This window comes from Acinetobacter sp. SwsAc2, assembly GCF_013391465.1.
In the GTDB taxonomy this organism is placed as follows: Bacteria; Pseudomonadota; Gammaproteobacteria; order Pseudomonadales; family Moraxellaceae; genus Acinetobacter; species Acinetobacter johnsonii.
In genome coordinates, this window is sequence record NZ_JACBEZ010000026.1 from 1 (window position 1) to 17,819 (window position 17,819).

Below are 17,819 nucleotides of genomic sequence, written 5' to 3' on the forward strand. Positions count from 1 at the left end.
CTCGATTTATTAATGCACTGTTATAAGAAGACCAATTGGTTGTACGATAGATTTTAGGTGTGGGCTTATTCATTTGAGAATTATATTGTGGAATAAGCCTTTAGAGATAGGTTTGTGCAACAAAGCCCACCAGTACTGAAAGCAGCAACGACAGAAGCTTTAGGTAAAGGTTTACCTTTAGTTGATTATTCTGAAGATCAAATGGCAGTCGAAATTGGATTAGGCAAACAATTGTCGCCAAATTTAGCAATTGCAGTCTCTGGTTTATGGGACTCAGGTGCAGGTGACCCCGCACCAACTTTAGGTCCTGTGAAGGGTTATTGGGGTGCTGGTTTGGCTGCTAAATACAATATTAGTCAAAAAATGGCTTTCAGCGTAGGTGGTCGCTATATGTGGTTTGGTGATGCGGAAGGTGAAACTTCGGATCGTCGTATTGTTGGCGAGTTTGAGGACAATACAGGCTATATCGTGGGGATGAAACTCTCTTATAAATCTAAATAATTATCTCGCTTATTACTTGCTTGAGGTTTTGCCTTCTCTCTGAAATGTTGGGAGAAGGTTTTTTTATAACAGTATTAAATTATTTGTCTAGTTGTTTGTACTATCATAGCGTTTACGGAGTTGACTTTATATTTTTCAGTATTTTGAACGAAGTAAATCTATATTAAACAATTCTTTAAAGTATTCGGTTTTTTACCATGAAGATGAAACATCGTGACTGTTTATTCAGATGTATTGCAGAGCAACATAGTGTTGAGCTTGTGCAACGGTTATCATAGAGTCAACAAAGCGTTGGAAGACATTATGAAAATCGTGGCAGATGAAAATCTCGCATTTACCGATTATTTTTTTGCCGAATTTGGTGAAGTTGAGCACAAAGCAGGGCGTACTTTAACGCATGCCGATGTTGTAGATGCCAAAGCACTGTTGGTGCGTTCCGTAACTCAAGTCAATCCAGCATTAATCAATAACACCACACTTCAATATGTGGGTAGTGCAACGATTGGTACAGACCACTTAGATATTAACGCTATTGAAAAGCAGAATATTCAATGGGCGAATGCTGCAGGTTGTAATGCACAGGCGGTGGCTGAATATGTGATTACGGCTTTGCTCCATCTCAAGCCAGCATTGCTGAATGCTGAAGAAAGTTTTACTTTAGGGATCATTGGTCTAGGAAATGTCGGTTCTCGCTTAGCTTATATGGCCAAACTATTGGGCTGGAATGTGATCGGTCATGATCCTTTTGTACAGCAAGATACGATTCAGCAGGTCAATTTAAATACCCTATTAAGCACTGCCGATGCAATTTCATTGCATGTACCTTTAACCAAAACAGGACCACATCCAACCTATCATTTATTCAACGCCGAAGCTTTCGCTGCGATGAAAGCGACAGCAATATTGATTAATTCTGCACGTGGGCCTGTGATTGAAGAGCAAGCTTTATTGGCCGACATCGAAAAAACGCAGCGCAAAGTGGTACTAGATGTCTTTGAGCATGAGCCTGTGATTTCTGAACAAGTGTTGAATGCTGTGAGTCTGGTGACACCACATATCGCAGGTTATAGCTTAGAAGGCAAAGCGCGTGGTACACAAATGATCTATGAGGCTTTCTGTAAAACTTTCCAATTTGAAGCAGATAAAAGCTTCGAGTCGCAGTTGCCTGTATGTGCTCAATATTTTGAAGGGCAAGATTTGAAATCTGCACTTCAACAGCATTTAAGGGAAATCTACCCGATTGCACGAGATGACCAAGCCTTACGTGCTTGCTTAAAAGAGGGAATGATTGACCAAAAAGCCTTTGATCATTTAAGAAAGACCTATCCATTACGCCGTGAATGGGCTGCACATGGAGGGCCGAAGGCATGAGTCAGGACGTGATCCATTATCAGCCAACCTGTGACTTAAAAGCCATGCGAGCGCGTGCGCAAATGTATAGCCAAATTCGTCAGTTTTTTGCTGAACGTGAAGTGCTTGAGGTTGAAACCCCGGTTTTATCTCAAGCTGGTGTGACCGATGTGCATTTGGCTTCGGTTCAAGCGCAGCGCCATGTACAAGGCAAACAACAAACGCATTATTTGCAGACCTCACCTGAGTTTGCCATGAAGCGTTTATTGGCCAGTGGTAGTGGGCCGATTTATCAAATCTGTAAAGTTTTCCGTGATGATGAACATGGTCGTAAACACAATAGTGAATTTACCATGCTGGAATGGTATAGACCGAATTTCAGTTTGAAGGATTTGATGTTTGAAGTGACAGATTTATTGAATGTCACATTAAAGCAGCGTTTTGGTGAGGTTCGCCCTACCATTTTGAGCTATAAGCATGCGTTTATGGATCGTTTGGATTTGAACCCACTGCAAGCCAGTTTGAAAGAGTTAAAAGACTGTTGTAATCGCGTAGGTTTAAATTTGGACTTGGGCGATGACCGACTTGGCTATATCGATTTGCTCTTTTCACATTTTGTAGAACCAAGTCTAGGTTTTGATACGCCCGTATTTCTAACCGATTTTCCACCAGAGCTAGCCTCGCTTGCCAAAACTAAAACGGATGAAGACGGTGAATTGGTTGCAGCACGTTTTGAGCTGTATATTGAAGGTTTGGAACTCGCCAATGCTTATGATGAGTTGATCGACGCAGAGGTGTTGCGTTCGCGTTTTGAAGCCGATAATGCTGAACGTGAAAAATTAGGCTTACATGTGATGCCAATTGATGAGTTTTTATTGACTGCTTTGCCTCAAATGACCGCATGTGCAGGTATTGCTTTAGGTGTGGATCGTTTGTTAATGATTGCAACAGAACACATGCAGTTGGAAAAGGTGATTACCTTTCCCGCATCCATTTCTTAAGTGAAATTAAATAAAGCGCCGATTGTGGCGCTTTATTTGAGTCGATCAAGGTTTAACTGTATTGAGCCTTCAGTTCTCCAATTGCGTGTATTCGACGTTCAATCAGCATTTCACCGATATCCGGGCCTTTAATATCCGCAGGTAGGTCTTGTGCTTTGATATTTCGCACAACATCCATCACCTTTAAAATATATGCCGACTGTGGGTATTCACGATCTTCAAGCCCTAAACGACCACGTGAGTCACATTCACAGGCCTGCACAAAGGCTTCAACCCGTTCTGGACGACGTAGTACATCTAAGCGTTGCAGTAAGCGCCATAAAGTGCCTGGTTTTAAGGTTAGAGCTTGATGACATTTCAAATGTTCTTTACAGACCGTAATTGCGAGCTGTTTCATCTGCGTTGGAACTTTTAGACGTTCACACACTTCTGTCACAGGTTTGACCCCACGTTCTTCATGCATGATATGACGCGGTAGCTCGTCCACAGGTGTCAAAGCTTTGCCTAAGTCATGCACTAAAACAGCAAAACGAACATCCAATGCGTAGTTGGCACGACATGCTTGCTGCAATGACATCATGGTATGAATACCGCAGTCAATTTCAGGGTGATACTCAGGGCGCTGTGGAATACCGTAAAGTGCCGCGATTTCTGGAAAAAGTACTTTTAAAGCACCACAGCGACGTAGCACTTCAAAGTATTCATCGGCATGATCTTCCATCAGAGCACGAGAGGTTTCTTTCCAAATGCGTTCAGGAGTTAGTGCCTCCAGTTCACCCGAGTCTGCGAGTTGCTGCATCAGTGCCAACGTTTCTTCGGCTACCGTAAATCCTAGGGTTTTATAACGTGCAGCAAATCGTGCAACACGGAGGACGCGTAGAGGGTCTTCTACGAAAGCATCAGAAACATGCCTTAAAACACGCAGCTCTAAGTCGCGCTGGCCACCATAGGGGTCATACAGTGTGCCTTCATCATCCATGGCGATGGCATTGATGGTGAGGTCGCGTCGAATTAAATCTTGTTCTAGGGTAACGGTACTGTCGGTATAAAACTCAAAGCCATGATAACCATGCCCTGACTTACGTTCGGTGCGTGCCAGCGCATATTCATCTTTGGTTTCAGGATGTAAAAAAACAGGAAAATCTTTACCTACAGGTTGGAAACCTTGGGCAAGCAGTTGTTCAGGCATTGCACCGACAACTACATAATCTTTTTCGTGATAGGGGTGACCCAGAAGCTGATCTCGGACCGCACCGCCTACTAAATAAACTTGCATGAAAAAACCTCTACTCTTACAGCCATCATGCTACAGAATAGAGGTTTTCTCAAGTCACAAGATGCGAGTACAACGACAAACAATTATTCGCCGTTTTTCTCCGCTTCTTGAATTTCAGCTACAGTTAGTGCAGTCATATTCACTAAACGACGTGTTGTGGTTGTCGGTGTCAAAATATGAACTGGCTTTGCTGCACCCAGTAGGATAGGGCCAATGGTGACATTATTACCTGACGTTGATTTCAACAGGTTAAATGAAATGTTGGCTGCATCCAAGTTCGGCATGATCAATAGGTTCGCAGAACCTTTGAAGCGTGAGTTTGAGTATGCAAAGCTACGAATGTTTTCATCCAATGCTGCATCCGCATGCATTTCACCTTCAACTTCAAGTTCTGGCGCGATTTGCGACAAAATCTCAAACACTTTACGCATTTTTTGTGCGCTTGGGTCGGTCTGGTCTGAACCGAAGCTTGAGTGAGATAGTAGCGCAACACGTGGTGTCATACCAAAACGACGCACTTCTTCAGCGGCTAAAATAGTCATTTCAGCCAGTTGTTCAGCCGTTGGATTACGGTTGATGTAAGTGTCAGCAATAAACAGGTTGCGGTCTTCAAGCATTAAAGCATTCAATGTAAAGAAAGAGTTGTGACCTTCTTTTTTACCAATGATGTTTTTAACGAAGTCTAAGTGGATATCGTAGCTTGAATACGTACCACATAGCATCCCGTCTGCTTTACCATGTTTCACTAACATCGACGCGATCAAGGTCGAACGACGACGTGCTTCACGTTGTGCATATTCAGGTGTTACACCTTTACGCTGCATAAGCGTGTAGTAGTCATCTGCAAACAATTCGTAGTCAGGATTTTTTTCTTGATCGACAATCGTGATGTTCACACCATGTTCAAGACGTAAGCCTAACTTTTTAATGTTCGCTTCAATAACCGCAGTTCGACCGACTAAAATTGGTTTTGCAAGATCTTCATCGACCGCAATTTGTACTGCACGAAGTACGCGTAGGTCTTCACCTTCAGCATAGGCAATACGTTTTGGGTCGGATTTTGCTTGAGCAAAAATAGGCTTCATCATAAATGCAGAGTTGTAGACAAACTCAGACAGACGCTGACGATAAGCAGAGAAGTCTTGAATTGGTCGATCAGCTACACCAGAGTCCATTGCTGCTTGTGCGACAGCAGGTGCAATTTCTAAAATCAGACGTTGATCGAGTGGACGTGGAATAAGGTAGTCACGACCAAAAGATGCTGATTTTTCACCATAAGATGCTGCATCTGCTTCAATGTGTGCCATACGCGCAATTGCATAGACACATGCGATTTTCATCTCTTCATTGATCGTTGTTGCACCTACATCAAGAGCACCACGGAAAATGTAAGGGAAGCAAAGTGCGTTGTTCACTTGGTTTGGATAGTCTGAACGACCTGTCGCCATGATCACGTCATCACGAACTTCATGTGCATGTTCAGGAAGAATTTCAGGATCTGGGTTAGCAAGTGCGAAGATAATCGGATCTTTCGCCATGACCTTAACCATTTCTTTGGTTAAGATACCCGCAGCAGATAAACCAAGGAACATGTCTGCGCCTGCAATCACGTCAGCCAGTTGAGTGCCTTCGATATCTTGCACATAACGTTTTTTAGACTCATCTAAGCCTTCACGTTTCGTGGTGAGCAGACCGCGAGAGTCAGCCACAACGATATTTTCTTTCTTCGCACCAATTGCACAAAGAAGATCTAAACAAGATAATGCTGCAGCACCTGCGCCTGAAGCAACAATCTTGATTTCATCAATTTTTTTGCCATTTAACTGCAAAGCGTTTAGCAAAGCAGAACCGACAATAATAGAAGTACCATGTTGGTCGTCGTGGAACACAGGAATGTTCATGCGTTCACGTAGTTTTTGCTCGATATAGAAACACTCTGGTGCCTTGATGTCCTCAAGGTTGATACCACCAAAAGTCGGTTCTAATGCAGCGACAATGTCCACGATTTTGTCAGGATCATTTTCTGCAATTTCGATGTCAAAAACGTCAACACCAGCGAATTTTTTAAACAGTACGCCTTTACCTTCCATAACAGGTTTAGACGCTAAAGGACCAATGTTACCAAGGCCAAGAACGGCTGTACCGTTACTGACCACAGCAACTAAGTTACCACGCGCTGTGTAAAGCGCCGCAGTAGACGGGTCGCGTTCAATCTCTAAACATGGTGCAGCAACACCTGGTGAATAAGCTAAAGCTAAGTCACGTTGGTTGACCAGCTGCTTGCTTGGTGTAACGCTGATTTTCCCTGGAGTTGGAAATTCGTGATAATACAAAGCTTGCTGTTTTAATGATTGATCGTCCATCTGAATCTCTTTGTAGCGTGGGTTAGCCAGCGGAGCTGGTGGTTTTTTAGTAGACAAGACCGAATATACCATTAGTTGCTGGTATATCCCAGTGATAGCTGGTGCTTTTTAAGGCAAACTTAGAGCTAAAACAGTCTGATTTATATTAAGTATGTATAAGAGGGCGTATCTAGATGATCTCTTAAGTATTGGGTAGCATCGAGCTGTGGAAGAGGTTTTGAAAATAAATAACCTTGCGCGATATCACATTCTAAGTTTTGCAGGTAACTCAGTTGTTGTTCGGTCTCAATTCCTTCCGCCACCACGGTCATACCCATGGCTTTCCCCATGGCAATCATGGCACTCACAATAGCTTCTTGTTTGCAGTGCCCAATTTTTGAAATGAAGCTTCGATCAATTTTTAAAGTATCGATTGGGAAGTCAGTGAGGTAAGACAGCGATGAATAACCTGTGCCAAAATCATCTAAAGAAATGTGAATGCCACGCGATTTGATGGTTTCAAGGAGGTTCTTCACCGCTTCTGAGTTTTCAACCAAAGTGGATTCTGTAATTTCTAATTCGAGACTACTACCACTGATTTTGTATCGATCAAGAGCCTCATCTAAGTCTTTTAAAAGCTGTCCACGTTGTAATTGTTGAGCAACCACATTGACCGAGACGCAGATATTATCAAAACCCAATTTATTCCATTCTTTGATTTGCTTTGCGGTTTGTAAAATTACAATGCGGCCAATGTCTGAAATTAAGCTGGTTTTTTCTGCCATCGGAATGAAGAGACCTGGCGGCACAATGCCTTTGCTTGGGTGGTTCCAACGTACCAACGCCTCAAAACCATAAATTTTCTGATCGTGAAAGTTGATTTTGGGTTGGTAGTAAACCACCAACTCATTGTTTTGTATCGCTAGTCTTAAATCGCGCTCTAAATAAATCCCTTCTTCTAATGCAACGGTATTACTCAGGCTGTAGAACTTGGTCGCATTTCCACCTAAACGTTTTGCTTCACTCAGTGCTTGTTCTGCACAGTTGTTTAAGTAGTCAAGTTGACGACCATGTTCAGGGTACTGCGAAATCCCCATTGAAAGCGTAATAATGTGCTCTTGACCAAAAATATCAAAAGGTAGACTAAAGGCTTTGTTAATGCGATCGATATGTTCCTGAACGGAGGGGCGAATATGAGAGACCTCATATACAATTGCAAAATCGTCACCATTTAAGTGAGCCACCATAAGGGCTTCAGCATTGGTTAAACGAAGGCGCTGGGCAACTTGGCGCAGCAGTTCATCGCCGCCATTATTGCTTAAGAATTCATTCAATGGACGGAAACGGTCAATATTGAGTCGAATAATCGCCAGTTGTTTAATGCTGTCTTGTTGAGAAACCAAATATTGATGAAGCTGATAGTTATAGTAAAAACGGTTGGGTAGGTCGGTCAGCGTATCGTAGTTTTCTAAATAGGATAAACGCTGTTCTTGCAGTTTGCGTTCGGTTAAATCGGACACGATACCAATATAATGTGTGACACGATCTTGCTCATCGGTAATAGCATTCAGATGCATCCAAATACACAGCTCTTTGCCTGATAGGAACTTTTCATTAAGTTCACCGTCGTATTCGCCTTTTTTTAGGAGCTGTCCAATGATTTGGTTATGTGTGCTGCGTTGATGCGACTTATAGTTCGCAACAATATCAAACAGATGTTTGCCATTAATTTGTGCAGCTTCAAAGCCAGCCAAACGTTCAAAGAACGGATTTACGTCGATATAACGCAGGTCTTCATCTAAGATGAAAATCCCTTGTTCAGCTTGTTCAAGTACGCTCGCTGCTAGTCGCAGACGTTCTTGGTTGCTTTTTTCATGTTGAATGTCACGTCGAATACCGACCATTTGTAACGGTTTTTGATTGATTGGATCGCGAGCAATGACACGCCCAGTGTCATGTACCCAGTACCATTTCCCGTTATTGTGTTGCACACGGTAAGTGGCTTCATAGCGGTCTGAATGACCCCGTAAATGACTTTTCATTGCAGATTTAAACGGGGCAATATCATTTGGATGAATTAGATACTGAAGCTGAAGTTGATGCTCTGTGGAATTTTTAAGTACTTTTTCTTGTTTGTGATTGGTCAGGGAAATGAGCCGATCTTTAATATTCCAATCCCAAGGACGAATACCTGAAATTTCATGGGCAAGCGATAGGTTTTCTTGCTTATTTTTTAAGTCTTTATTGATTTGATTTACATCAAAGGTTCGTTCACGTACTTTTTGCTCAAGCAATTGATTATTCAGTTGTAACTGTTGTTCAATTTCTTTGGATTTATTCACTTCGTTTTGTAGCTGTTTGCATAAATCATCGGTCCAAGAGACTTGTTTTTCAGCTTCTTTTTTGAGCTCTCGATTTTTAATTGAGAGACGAGATAAGTGCTGATTAATACGGTTGGTGGCATTGGCACAGAGCAAAATCACAATCAGAATAAAGTTCACAGCAAGGTGAAAAAGAGTGTGATTGGCATCGAAGTTGATAAATTGCGAGAGGACATAAGGGGTGATGGACGGAATAAAAACCAAACAAAAATAACTAATGCGCTGCGTTAAATAGGTAAGGCAAACGGTCTGTGTGACAATCACTAAAAGTGCAGACAAGAGTAGGGCATTTGTATAGTTAAAATTGCCAGATAGGCTGGGTAAATAGTAATAGATACAGACGACGCCTGCTGCAACCAAAAGACCAATACTTAAACAGATGCCTTGAATCCAGCGGTGTGCATGTTTGGCAGAGTGATTTTTCGGGTTGAAATACACGGTGTTCACGAGCCAAAAAATGCTGAGAATAAACTCAGAAACAAAAAACCACAGGTTAAAATAAAAAGAATCTTGAGAAAAATTATAGTGATATGCGCAGAAAATATAAAAATTTAGAATCAGTAAACTACTGATGAGGAAACGAAGATGGCTAATGGAATGCGATATTTGCGCAGTCTGCAAGTGCCGATCAAGATTTTCTGTAGAAATATCTGGCATGAATCGCGAAACCTTATTTTTTTTATGACCCAATGGCATTGTGTTGTGTCTTTTTTCAAATTTAAATACATTGTGTAAAACACAATCAATTTATATTTTGATATAAGTCAAGGGTAATATTGTTGTACATCATAATCAATATATTAACAGAACAAAAGGGTGACTCTGCTGTTTATGTGATTTAAATCACTAAATTGTAGTTGAGGATTGACAAAGCTACGACTGGTGCTGTCTCTGTACGCAATACACGCTCACCAATACACCAGTTAATAAAACCGTTCTCATTGGCTGTTGTAATTTCAGCCTCACTTAAACCACCTTCAGGCCCAATGAGTAGTGCAATGTTTGGTGTCGCATGTGCCAAAACATCGATTTTTTCTTTATTCGGGGCGAGTACAAGTCGAGTCGCAGGTAATTCGGATGCGAGCCATTTCTCTAAACTGAGTGGTGCAAGGATTTTTGGAACAATATTCATGCCGCATTGTTCACAAGCTGCGATGGCGATGCCTTGCCAGTGATCAATTTTCTTTTGATCGCGGTCATATTTCAAACGCATTTCACAGCGTTCAGACGTTAATAGTTGAATCTCCGAAACGCCTAATTCAACTGCCTTTTGAATGACATAGTCCATACGATCACCTTTACTCATGACTTGACCGAGTAAAGTTTTAAACGCAGGCGTACGATTGGTTGGGTTAAAAGCAGTGACCTGAACTAATGCTGACTTTTTAGCAACGTCACTTAAGGTCACTTCATATTCGCCGCCTTGTCCATTAAACAAAGTAGCCGTTTCACCGACTTGAGCACGCAAAACTTTTACCCAGTGGTGAAACACAGTTTCAGTCAGTTCGACAGTGTGATCAACATTGAGTTCTGCTTCCATAAAAAAACGAGGCATTCGGTTTTACTCTCAAATAGGGTGAATCTAGTTTAAATGCTTATGCTAAACCGAGGTCTAGTACAAGCTGACGGGTAGGATCAGTGGTGTTCATGGTGTAGAAGTGCAAACTCGGTGCGCCACCTGCAATCAGGCGTTCGCAAAGTTTCACAATCACTTCATGACCAAATGCTTTGATGCTGGCAGTGTCATCACCATAAGTTGCCAGTTGCTTACGAATCCAACGTGGAATCTCAGCGCCTGTACCATCTGCAAAGCGAATCAAGTTGCTGGCATTGGTAATTGGCATAATGCCTGGTGCTACAGGAATGTTCACGCCTTCTTTTTGAATGCGATCGACAAAGTAGAAGTAGGCATCTGGATTAAAGAAGAACTGAGTCAGTGCGGCATTCGCACCTGCATTGGCTTTGTCGCAAAAGCGTTGAATGTCTAGGTCAAAACTATCTGCTTGAGGGTGCATTTCTGGATAAGCGGCAACCTCAATTTTGAAATGATCGCCCGAATGTTCACGAATAAAGCGAACCAAATCCGTGGCATAAGGTAGTTCCCCTAGACCGACTTGACCTGAAGGTAAGTCACCACGCAGCGCCACAATACGGTCAATGCCTTGATCTTTATAAATGTCGAGTAATTCAGCAATACGTGCTTTGTCATCGCCAATACAAGATAAGTGCGGTGCAACAGGCGTACCTTTACCATTGAATTCAGCAATGGCAGCAAGGGTACGTTCACGGGTAGAACCACCAGCACCGTAAGTAATTGAGAAGAACTCTGGGTTTAATAACTGAAGTTCTTGGTGTACGACTTTAAGTTTTTCTGCACCAGCATCGGTTTTGGTTGGGAAAAACTCAAAAGAAATTGGAACTTTTTTGCTCATCATCAAATCCTTTTTTATAAATGCTATTTTTTGTGTTTGCTCTCATCCCATCCTTCTCCCAGAGGGAGAAGGGGATTCATTACATTGAATAGAGATAACAAGATTTCACTGCTAACATCATTCGGTAATGAAAGTCCCTCTCCTGAGCAGACTTTAAGCACTGCTTTAAAGTTCAGCGCAAGAGAGGTTTGCAACTTAGTATTTATAAGCGTCAGATTTGAACGGACCTTCAACAGCTACACCTAAGTAGTCTGCTTGTTCTTGAGTCAATTGAGTCAAGACACCACCAAAACCAGCAACCATTGCCGCAGCAACTTCTTCATCTAATTTCTTAGGAAGCAGTTCTACACGAATCGCTGCTTGTTTTTGATCTTCAGCGAGATCAGCAAATTTTTCAGCGAACAAGTGCATTTGACCTAGTACTTGGTTGGCAAAAGAACCATCCATAATACGTGATGGGTGACCCGTTGCATTACCTAGGTTAACTAAACGACCTTCAGAAAGAAGAATGAGGTAGTCGCTGTCATTTTCTGAACGATACACTTGGTGAACTTGTGGCTTCACTTCAACCCATTTGTAACCACGTAAGTAGTTGGTGTCGATTTCAGTGTCGAAGTGACCGATGTTACACACCACTGCACCTGCTTTTAATGAATCAAGCATTGCAGCGTCACATACGTGGTAGTTACCTGTTGTTGTTACGATTAGATCAGTATTTTGAAGAAGGTCAACATTGATGTCTTCTTTCTTGCCTGTTTGTACGCCATTTTTGTATGGAGATACAACTTCGTAACCGTCCATGCATGCTTGCATCGCACATATTGGGTCAACTTCAGTCACACGTACAATCATGCCTTCTTGACGAAGTGATTGTGCAGAACCTTTACCTACGTCACCGTAACCAATCACAAGTGCACGACGACCAGATAAAAGCATATCTGTACCGCGTTTGATGGCATCATTCAGTGAGTGGCGGCAACCATATTTGTTGTCATTTTTAGACTTAGTTACAGAGTCATTCACGTTGATTGCAGGAACTTTCAAAGTACCGTCACGAAGCATTTCATACAGACGTTGAACACCTGTCGTCGTTTCTTCAGTTACGCCGTGGATTTTTGCAATCACTTCAGGATATTTTTCATGAACAAGTAGGGTTAAATCACCGCCATCATCCAAAATCATGTTGGCATCCCAAGGGGTACCATTCACATTGATTTGTTGTTCTAAACACCACATGTATTCTTCTTCTGTTTCGCCTTTCCAAGCAAATACAGGAACACCAGAAGCTGCAATTGCAGCAGCAGCGTGGTCTTGAGTCGAGAAGATGTTGCATGAAGTCCAACGAACTTCTGCGCCTAATTCAACTAATGTTTCAATTAAAACAGCAGTTTGAATGGTCATGTGGATACAGCCAAGGATTTTCGCACCTGCAAGTGGTTTTGCAGCAGCATAACGCTTACGTAGGCCCATAAGTGCTGGCATTTCTGCTTCAGCAAGTTTGATTTCTTTACGGCCGTAATCAGCAAGTGAAATATCAGCAACTTTGTAATCTGTAAATGAAGCAGTAACCGCGTTCATTACGATCTCCTTAATTTAAAATAAAAATTGATCATTATGTTCGCGGATGCCGTTGTTGATTGGAACGAGTGTCTAACCGAATCGTCGAGCCTAGCGATTCCACATTTATGTACCTGTGAAAAAGTCGCAGCATCCCTCGACTAGCGAAGTATTGTACTTGGAAATTGATTCAGTTCCAACGATGTTTTGTTTATTATCAACACAATCATCTTTTTTGAATTGTGTTATGGCCTTGAATATCCCTGAATCCTTAATGAACCTTGAAGCTAATGGTGGTATTTATGCGGTATGGATGCTACTCCAGCATTTATATATCGATGCGGATATTGAACAGTTGATAGAGGTCTGCGGTTATGATGCAGAAAACGGAACGACAACCATTGGCTTGGCAGTCGGATTAAAGAAATTTGGCTTTGATGTTCAATTTTATACTGATGAAGACCCAGAGCTTCAAGCACAAGAAAAATTGAGTTATGCAGAAGCTGAGCAACTAAAGCTGCCAGTTTTAGCGGCCATCAATTACCAACAAATTCAACAGGCATTTGAGCAAAATAAATTTATCATTGTCTATTACGATACTTTAGAAGGCGTCGGAAACCATTCACTGGTTTATTCTATAGATGAGCAGGAAATCTGTTTCTTTGACAGTTTTGATGCGATGCCTGCATCTGTATTTGAGCAGCAACGTCAAGTCGAGGGCATCTGCCGACAAGTGATCGTGCTTGATCATTCAAACGCTCGCATGGAAACAGCACAATAAACATGAAAAGAAGATGTTAAATGAAAAAGATCCTCGGACTATGCGTGTTCATCTCTATGCAGATCAGCGCGAATGACAGCACGGGTTATGTGGCAACGGGCGGTGTGCAATATCTGAAAAATCCAAAAATCAGTATGCAAAGTGAAGATTTGTTTATCAGTAAAAACATCATTCGGGTGAATTACCAATTTAAAAATCTTACCGCTCAAGATATTACGGAAACTGTTTTATTTCCCTTGCCGCGTGTGGGCAGTTCGCGTGAAAGCGATTTTGCGCATACCGAACAATTGATTCAAAGCTTTAAAGTACAAGCCAATGCACAAAAGATTCAGCCAGAAACACATGTGCGTGCATTTTTACCTGCTTTAACAGCAACTGGAGACTTCAGTTCCAATGGTGACGTCGTCGATGTGACTGCAGGTTTGAAAAAATGTGGTTTTTCAGATCGAGATTTGATGCATCCGTGGTTATTGCAACAAGACTCTACGCTTAATCAGCGTTTGTATCGTTGTGAGGACAAAACGGTACAGCAGCTTTTAAAGCCCTATCAGGCGGATGATGAAATTTATTGGGAATCGCAAATTATTTATAGTTGGCAGTAGACGTTTAAGGCCAATGCGCTGACCTATGTACAACATGAGTACATGCCATTGGTCGGTGGTTCGGTCTCTTTATATCCTGAAGAGGATGAAAAAACCTATTGTATGGATCAAAACTTCAAAGCGGGTTTGAAAAAGGCCAAGTCGCAATATCCACCTTATCAAGCTTTGGGCTATATCTTAAAAACGGGTGCAAATTGGGCGAAACCTATTCAAAGTTTTAAACTGACCATTGAGCGTGACCCGAATGAGTTGGTTTCATTTTGTTGGAAGGGTCAGGTGAAAAAGATCAGTTCGACACAATTTCAAATGACAGAAAAGAATTTTGTGCCGAAGCAGGATTTAGATATTATTTTTGTGCATAAGTTTTAAGTAGTAAAAAGCCCATCAAAGGATGGGCTTTTGCTTATTCTTGCTCTGCGGCATCTGTCTTGTCGTGCCAGTATTTGGCTTTTGCTTCATCTGTATCGACACCTAGCGCATTTTCATAAATGAATGCCAAATCACGCATGGCTTGAGCCTCACCCAGTTCCGCTGCTTGTTGTACCAGTTCAATTGACTTAGCGACATCTTTTTCAACCACATCACCACGACGGTAAAAACCAGCTAACTCTAATATTGCAGTAGGGTGTTTCAGTTCAGCGGCTTGTTTTAACCAGTGATGTGCATGTCCAAAGTAGGTTTCAGCTTCGCTTGGATCTTCTTCTCGAAGTTCTTTGGCATAAAAAGCATAACCTTCACCCAGCCAATACATGGCTTCTACATGACCCAATGCTGCTGCTTTGAGCGCCCATTCTTCTGCAAGCGTAATGTCATCTTCATTTTCACTTTGCATATATAGTTCAGCGAGTTCAAATTGAGCGTCACTATTGCCTGTTGTTGCAAGGTTGACCAATTCAGCAGGAATTTTAGGAGATTTAGGCATACAAATAACCAAAGATTTAAACTGTGGATAGCCTAATGCTTTCAAGTGAAAAAGCCAATCCGAAGATTGGCTTTTAGGTTCAGATCAGGTGCAAAGTTAGGCTGAATATAAATAAGAGTAAAACTGAAACAGCGATATTCTTAATTTTTTGCTCAAAATAACTTAAGCAAAGTCCAACAAACAGTGCTGCGAAGCTAATCACGCCGATCCAATAACTGATTTCAGTGCTCCAATGTCCTTGCGTTAAGCAAATGAGCAAAGAAACAATTAACAGTAACCAACCCACAGTGGTTGCTAAGCGTGTTTGCTGAAGTGTCAGTTCTTTAGCAAAGATTTGCTTTTGGTGCTTAGACATACTGCTGGCAAGTGAAAAAAAACCTAAGGTCGCTAAAGTCCAAATGATCAGAAACCAAATCATGCTTCGGCCTCCTGAACAGCTACTTTCACTTTTTTGTTCGGCAAACCTTGATGTTTTTTAACTTTGTCATAAGCGAAATAGAAAATCACTGCCATTACCCACATGGCTAAATCAACCGATGCAATCATCCATTGGCCCTGCGCGATGCTGTTCCACAAAGCTTGACCGCCTGTCATCAAGTTGACCACTGGCAGCAGGACGAAAGCGAGTGTTGCCAATAAAAGTAAGTCTAACCATGCTTGGCGGTGGGTACGGAAAATGGCATAAATTAGCGTGAGTAACCATACGGTAAAGAAGCTACGAATTTCCCAGTTCAGGCGCATTTCTACATCTGCAGGAATGAAACGGTTGGCATAAAAATATGCCGCGCAGGCCAAAGGCAAACCAATAATGGCTGTAATATTTAAGACTTCAACCAGTCGGAAACCAAACGATTTATAGCCTTGTTTCTGCTGTTGGGGAGCACGTTTTAAACACCAAAGGATAAGACCCGTAGCCACCATGAGCGTACCTAAAATACCTGAGCAGAATAATAACCAACGCAGCGCTAAGTCGAGGCCACGCGCTTCGTGTAAGACGGTGACCACGTTATAGATGGCACTTGGAATCGATGGATTTTTGATTCGTATATTTTTATCCGTTTCGTCTTGACCCGTGACCCCATTGTAGTTGAGGGTTGCATACACATTGCGATGCGCGACACTTTCAGCACGTAAAGCACGCAATTCAATTTTGGCTTGGTCTGTATTGGGTGAAATAATGTTAATTGAAGCAATTGGATTGTCTTTCCACTGTTGTTGTACCGCTGCCATAATTGGGGCTAAGTCTGTCAGTGGAGCAGGGCGGAGTTCGGGTTTTGGATGTTCCTCACCACGACCTTCTGTATGTTCACCGCGTTGCTGTCCGCGTTCTCCACGAGCCGCTCTTTCGCCTTCGCGTGGCACATCTTCAGCCTTTTGGGGCTGCTCAATCATGCTGGCCTGTTGGTCACGTAAAAACTGTTGTCGATTTTCATACGCTTGGTTAATTCCCCAAGGCATGAACATAAACATGAGCAGTAGTAAGCCACTAAAGGTAATCATTAGATGAAAAGGCAGTGCAAAAACAGCGGTTGCATTGTGTGCATCCAGCCATGAGCGCTGACCTTTGCCTGAGCGAAAGGTAAAGAAATCTTTAAAGATTTTTTTATGGGCAATGATGCCGCTGACAATTGCGACCAACATGAACATGGTGGCAATCCCGACTAACCAACGCGTCCACAGGCGGGGTAAACCGTACAACTCAAAATGGAAACGATATAGGAATCCACCACCACGCGTATCCCGTGGTTCAATCACTTCACCAGTCGCACTGTCTAAGGTGATGCGTGTTCCACCACGACGTGCTTTCGGGTCTTCACCAACGGCACGAATAGTCACTTCAGTTGTGGTTTGGCGTGAGTTGGGTAGTTGAATATTCCAACTGCCTGCATCTGGGTGGTTTTTCTGTAAATAGTTGAGCGCGACCTGCATTTGTTGCACTTGAGACTGCGCAGGGATAGATTGATGTGTTTCGGGTTTCATCCAAGTAGAAATTTCATTTTGGAAAAAACTGAGGGTTCCAGTCACAAAAATTGCATACAGCAGCCACCCTAAAATGAGACTGGCCCATGTATGCAACCATGACATGGATTGGCGCGGTCCTTCCGCTTTTTGATCAACACGCATTGAAAAACTATCCTAAAAATTTGAGTAGGGCATACAGTGCAATACATGGCACAGCAATGCCGAGTGTTGCTTTTAAGGTTTTTTGAACCATAAAGACCCAAATAAAGGCAGCACAGTTAAGACAAAATGCAATGAGTGTGGCGCTCATGGCCGCATTCACAGGATTTGCAATAAAGACTTTAGCAATGGTTAATGCAGAGAGTGCAGCAAGGAGATAACCTCCGAGCAATGCAAGTGCAAATCGATACAACACCATCAGACGGTAGCTAAGTGGTGTGTCGACTTTCTTCTTTTTGGCAGGCTTCGGATGGACTTTTTCCGAATGAACCAAGGCATCAATTTGAGTGGTGCTATTCATGGAAGAGAGTTGGTGTATTAGTAAACAATATTGCAAATGATAACAATTATTATTTAAATAAAATAGATGGTAACTTTATTTATTTTTTCTGTAACGGTAAGTGAGTTTGGTGAACAGAAAAATTTGGATTGTAGTCGCTGCCTTTTTAAATAGATTTGATTCTTATTGTTATTTCTCTAAGGAATGGCTACA

The 17,819-nt window shown here is 42.1% G+C and carries 14 protein-coding genes and 1 pseudogene; 5 read left to right on the top strand and 10 right to left on the bottom strand.

Going from position 1 to position 17,819, the window contains the following annotated elements; all coding sequences use genetic code 11:
- Positions 1–114 precede the first annotated feature (114 nt).
- From HYI04_RS11795 to epmA, 3 genes are all read left to right on the top strand, one after another.
- The gene (locus tag HYI04_RS11795; RefSeq protein ID WP_010326375.1) at positions 115–501 is read left to right on the top strand and encodes an aromatic hydrocarbon degradation membrane protein; all 387 of its coding nucleotides are present in this window, start codon (positions 115–117) and stop codon (positions 499–501) included.
- Between the two features lie 303 nt (positions 502–804).
- Complete coding sequence (locus HYI04_RS11800) at positions 805–1,872, top strand: 4-phosphoerythronate dehydrogenase (protein ID WP_010326376.1); 1,068 nt, start codon at positions 805–807, stop codon at positions 1,870–1,872.
- On the top strand, positions 1,869–2,852 hold the full coding sequence (epmA, locus tag HYI04_RS11805; protein WP_010326377.1) for an EF-P lysine aminoacylase EpmA: 984 nt from the start codon (positions 1,869–1,871) through the stop codon (positions 2,850–2,852). The genes HYI04_RS11800 and epmA overlap by 4 nt, the downstream gene beginning before the upstream one ends.
- Before the next feature lie 52 nt (positions 2,853–2,904).
- Here the strand turns inward: epmA and HYI04_RS11810 are convergent, their stop codons facing one another.
- From HYI04_RS11810 to ahcY, 6 genes are all read right to left on the bottom strand, one after another.
- On the bottom strand, positions 2,905–4,128 hold the full coding sequence (locus HYI04_RS11810; protein WP_010326378.1) for a multifunctional CCA addition/repair protein: 1,224 nt from the start codon (positions 4,126–4,128) through the stop codon (positions 2,905–2,907).
- An 83-nt stretch (positions 4,129–4,211) separates the two neighbouring features.
- Entirely contained in the window at positions 4,212–6,491 is a 2,280-nt protein-coding gene (locus tag HYI04_RS11815) for an NADP-dependent malic enzyme (protein WP_010326379.1), read from the bottom strand.
- 140 nt (positions 6,492–6,631) lie between these two features.
- The gene (locus tag HYI04_RS11820) at positions 6,632–9,508 is read right to left on the bottom strand and encodes an EAL domain-containing protein (RefSeq protein WP_010326380.1); all 2,877 of its coding nucleotides are present in this window, start codon (positions 9,506–9,508) and stop codon (positions 6,632–6,634) included.
- 181 nt (positions 9,509–9,689) lie between these two features.
- Positions 9,690–10,406 carry a 16S rRNA (uracil(1498)-N(3))-methyltransferase gene (locus HYI04_RS11825; protein ID WP_010326381.1) on the bottom strand — a complete coding sequence of 239 codons (717 nt, stop codon included), beginning with the start codon at positions 10,404–10,406 and terminating at the stop codon, positions 9,690–9,692.
- Positions 10,407–10,446: 40 nt separating this feature from the next.
- Positions 10,447–11,283: a methylenetetrahydrofolate reductase [NAD(P)H] gene (gene metF / locus HYI04_RS11830; RefSeq protein ID WP_010326382.1), complete on the bottom strand. Its 837-nt coding sequence runs from the start codon at positions 11,281–11,283 to the stop codon at positions 10,447–10,449.
- Positions 11,284–11,478: 195 nt separating this feature from the next.
- Positions 11,479–12,861 (bottom strand): adenosylhomocysteinase, encoded by a 1,383-nt coding sequence (gene ahcY / locus HYI04_RS11835; protein ID WP_010326383.1) that lies wholly within the window; start codon positions 12,859–12,861, stop codon positions 11,479–11,481.
- Between the two features lie 226 nt (positions 12,862–13,087).
- On the opposite strand from ahcY, the gene HYI04_RS11840 reads away from it, so the two are divergent.
- Entirely contained in the window at positions 13,088–13,621 is a 534-nt protein-coding gene (locus HYI04_RS11840; protein WP_029574987.1) for a cysteine peptidase family C39 domain-containing protein, read from the top strand.
- A 20-nt stretch (positions 13,622–13,641) separates the two neighbouring features.
- Positions 13,642–14,592 (top strand): annotated as a pseudogene (locus HYI04_RS11845) (DUF4424 family protein).
- A gap of 34 nt (positions 14,593–14,626) precedes the next feature.
- Here the strand turns inward: HYI04_RS11845 and HYI04_RS11850 are convergent.
- The 4 genes from HYI04_RS11850 to HYI04_RS11865 form a co-directional block, all read right to left on the bottom strand.
- Complete coding sequence (locus HYI04_RS11850; protein WP_029574988.1) at positions 14,627–15,145, bottom strand: tetratricopeptide repeat protein; 519 nt, start codon at positions 15,143–15,145, stop codon at positions 14,627–14,629.
- A 79-nt stretch (positions 15,146–15,224) separates the two neighbouring features.
- Positions 15,225–15,563, bottom strand: a complete 339-nt coding sequence (locus HYI04_RS11855; protein WP_010326386.1) for a DUF3325 domain-containing protein — start codon at positions 15,561–15,563, stop codon at positions 15,225–15,227.
- Entirely contained in the window at positions 15,560–17,269 is a 1,710-nt protein-coding gene (locus HYI04_RS11860) for a PepSY domain-containing protein (protein ID WP_010326387.1), read from the bottom strand. The genes HYI04_RS11855 and HYI04_RS11860 overlap by 4 nt, the downstream gene beginning before the upstream one ends.
- Positions 17,270–17,276: 7 nt before the next feature.
- Positions 17,277–17,627 (bottom strand): hypothetical protein, encoded by a 351-nt coding sequence (locus tag HYI04_RS11865; RefSeq protein WP_010326388.1) that lies wholly within the window; start codon positions 17,625–17,627, stop codon positions 17,277–17,279.
- Between the last annotated feature and the right edge of the window lie 192 nt (positions 17,628–17,819).

Coding starts and splice junctions, on each gene's coding strand:
- HYI04_RS11850 (WP_029574988.1), bottom strand. CDS start 15,145: ATGCCTAAATCTCCTAAAATTCCTGCTGAATTGGTCAACCTTGCAACA.
- HYI04_RS11825 (WP_010326381.1), bottom strand. CDS start 10,406: ATGCCTCGTTTTTTTATGGAAGCAGAACTCAATGTTGATCACACTGTC.
- HYI04_RS11855 (WP_010326386.1), bottom strand. CDS start 15,563: ATGATTTGGTTTCTGATCATTTGGACTTTAGCGACCTTAGGTTTTTTT.
- HYI04_RS11860 (WP_010326387.1), bottom strand. CDS start 17,269: ATGCGTGTTGATCAAAAAGCGGAAGGACCGCGCCAATCCATGTCATGG.
- ahcY (WP_010326383.1), bottom strand. CDS start 12,861: ATGAACGCGGTTACTGCTTCATTTACAGATTACAAAGTTGCTGATATT.
- HYI04_RS11810 (WP_010326378.1), bottom strand. CDS start 4,128: ATGCAAGTTTATTTAGTAGGCGGTGCGGTCCGAGATCAGCTTCTGGGT.
- HYI04_RS11815 (WP_010326379.1), bottom strand. CDS start 6,491: ATGGACGATCAATCATTAAAACAGCAAGCTTTGTATTATCACGAATTT.
- HYI04_RS11820 (WP_010326380.1), bottom strand. CDS start 9,508: ATGCCAGATATTTCTACAGAAAATCTTGATCGGCACTTGCAGACTGCG.
- epmA (WP_010326377.1), top strand. CDS start 1,869: ATGAGTCAGGACGTGATCCATTATCAGCCAACCTGTGACTTAAAAGCC.
- HYI04_RS11800 (WP_010326376.1), top strand. CDS start 805: ATGAAAATCGTGGCAGATGAAAATCTCGCATTTACCGATTATTTTTTT.
- HYI04_RS11840 (WP_029574987.1), top strand. CDS start 13,088: ATGGCCTTGAATATCCCTGAATCCTTAATGAACCTTGAAGCTAATGGT.
- metF (WP_010326382.1), bottom strand. CDS start 11,283: ATGAGCAAAAAAGTTCCAATTTCTTTTGAGTTTTTCCCAACCAAAACC.
- HYI04_RS11865 (WP_010326388.1), bottom strand. CDS start 17,627: ATGAATAGCACCACTCAAATTGATGCCTTGGTTCATTCGGAAAAAGTC.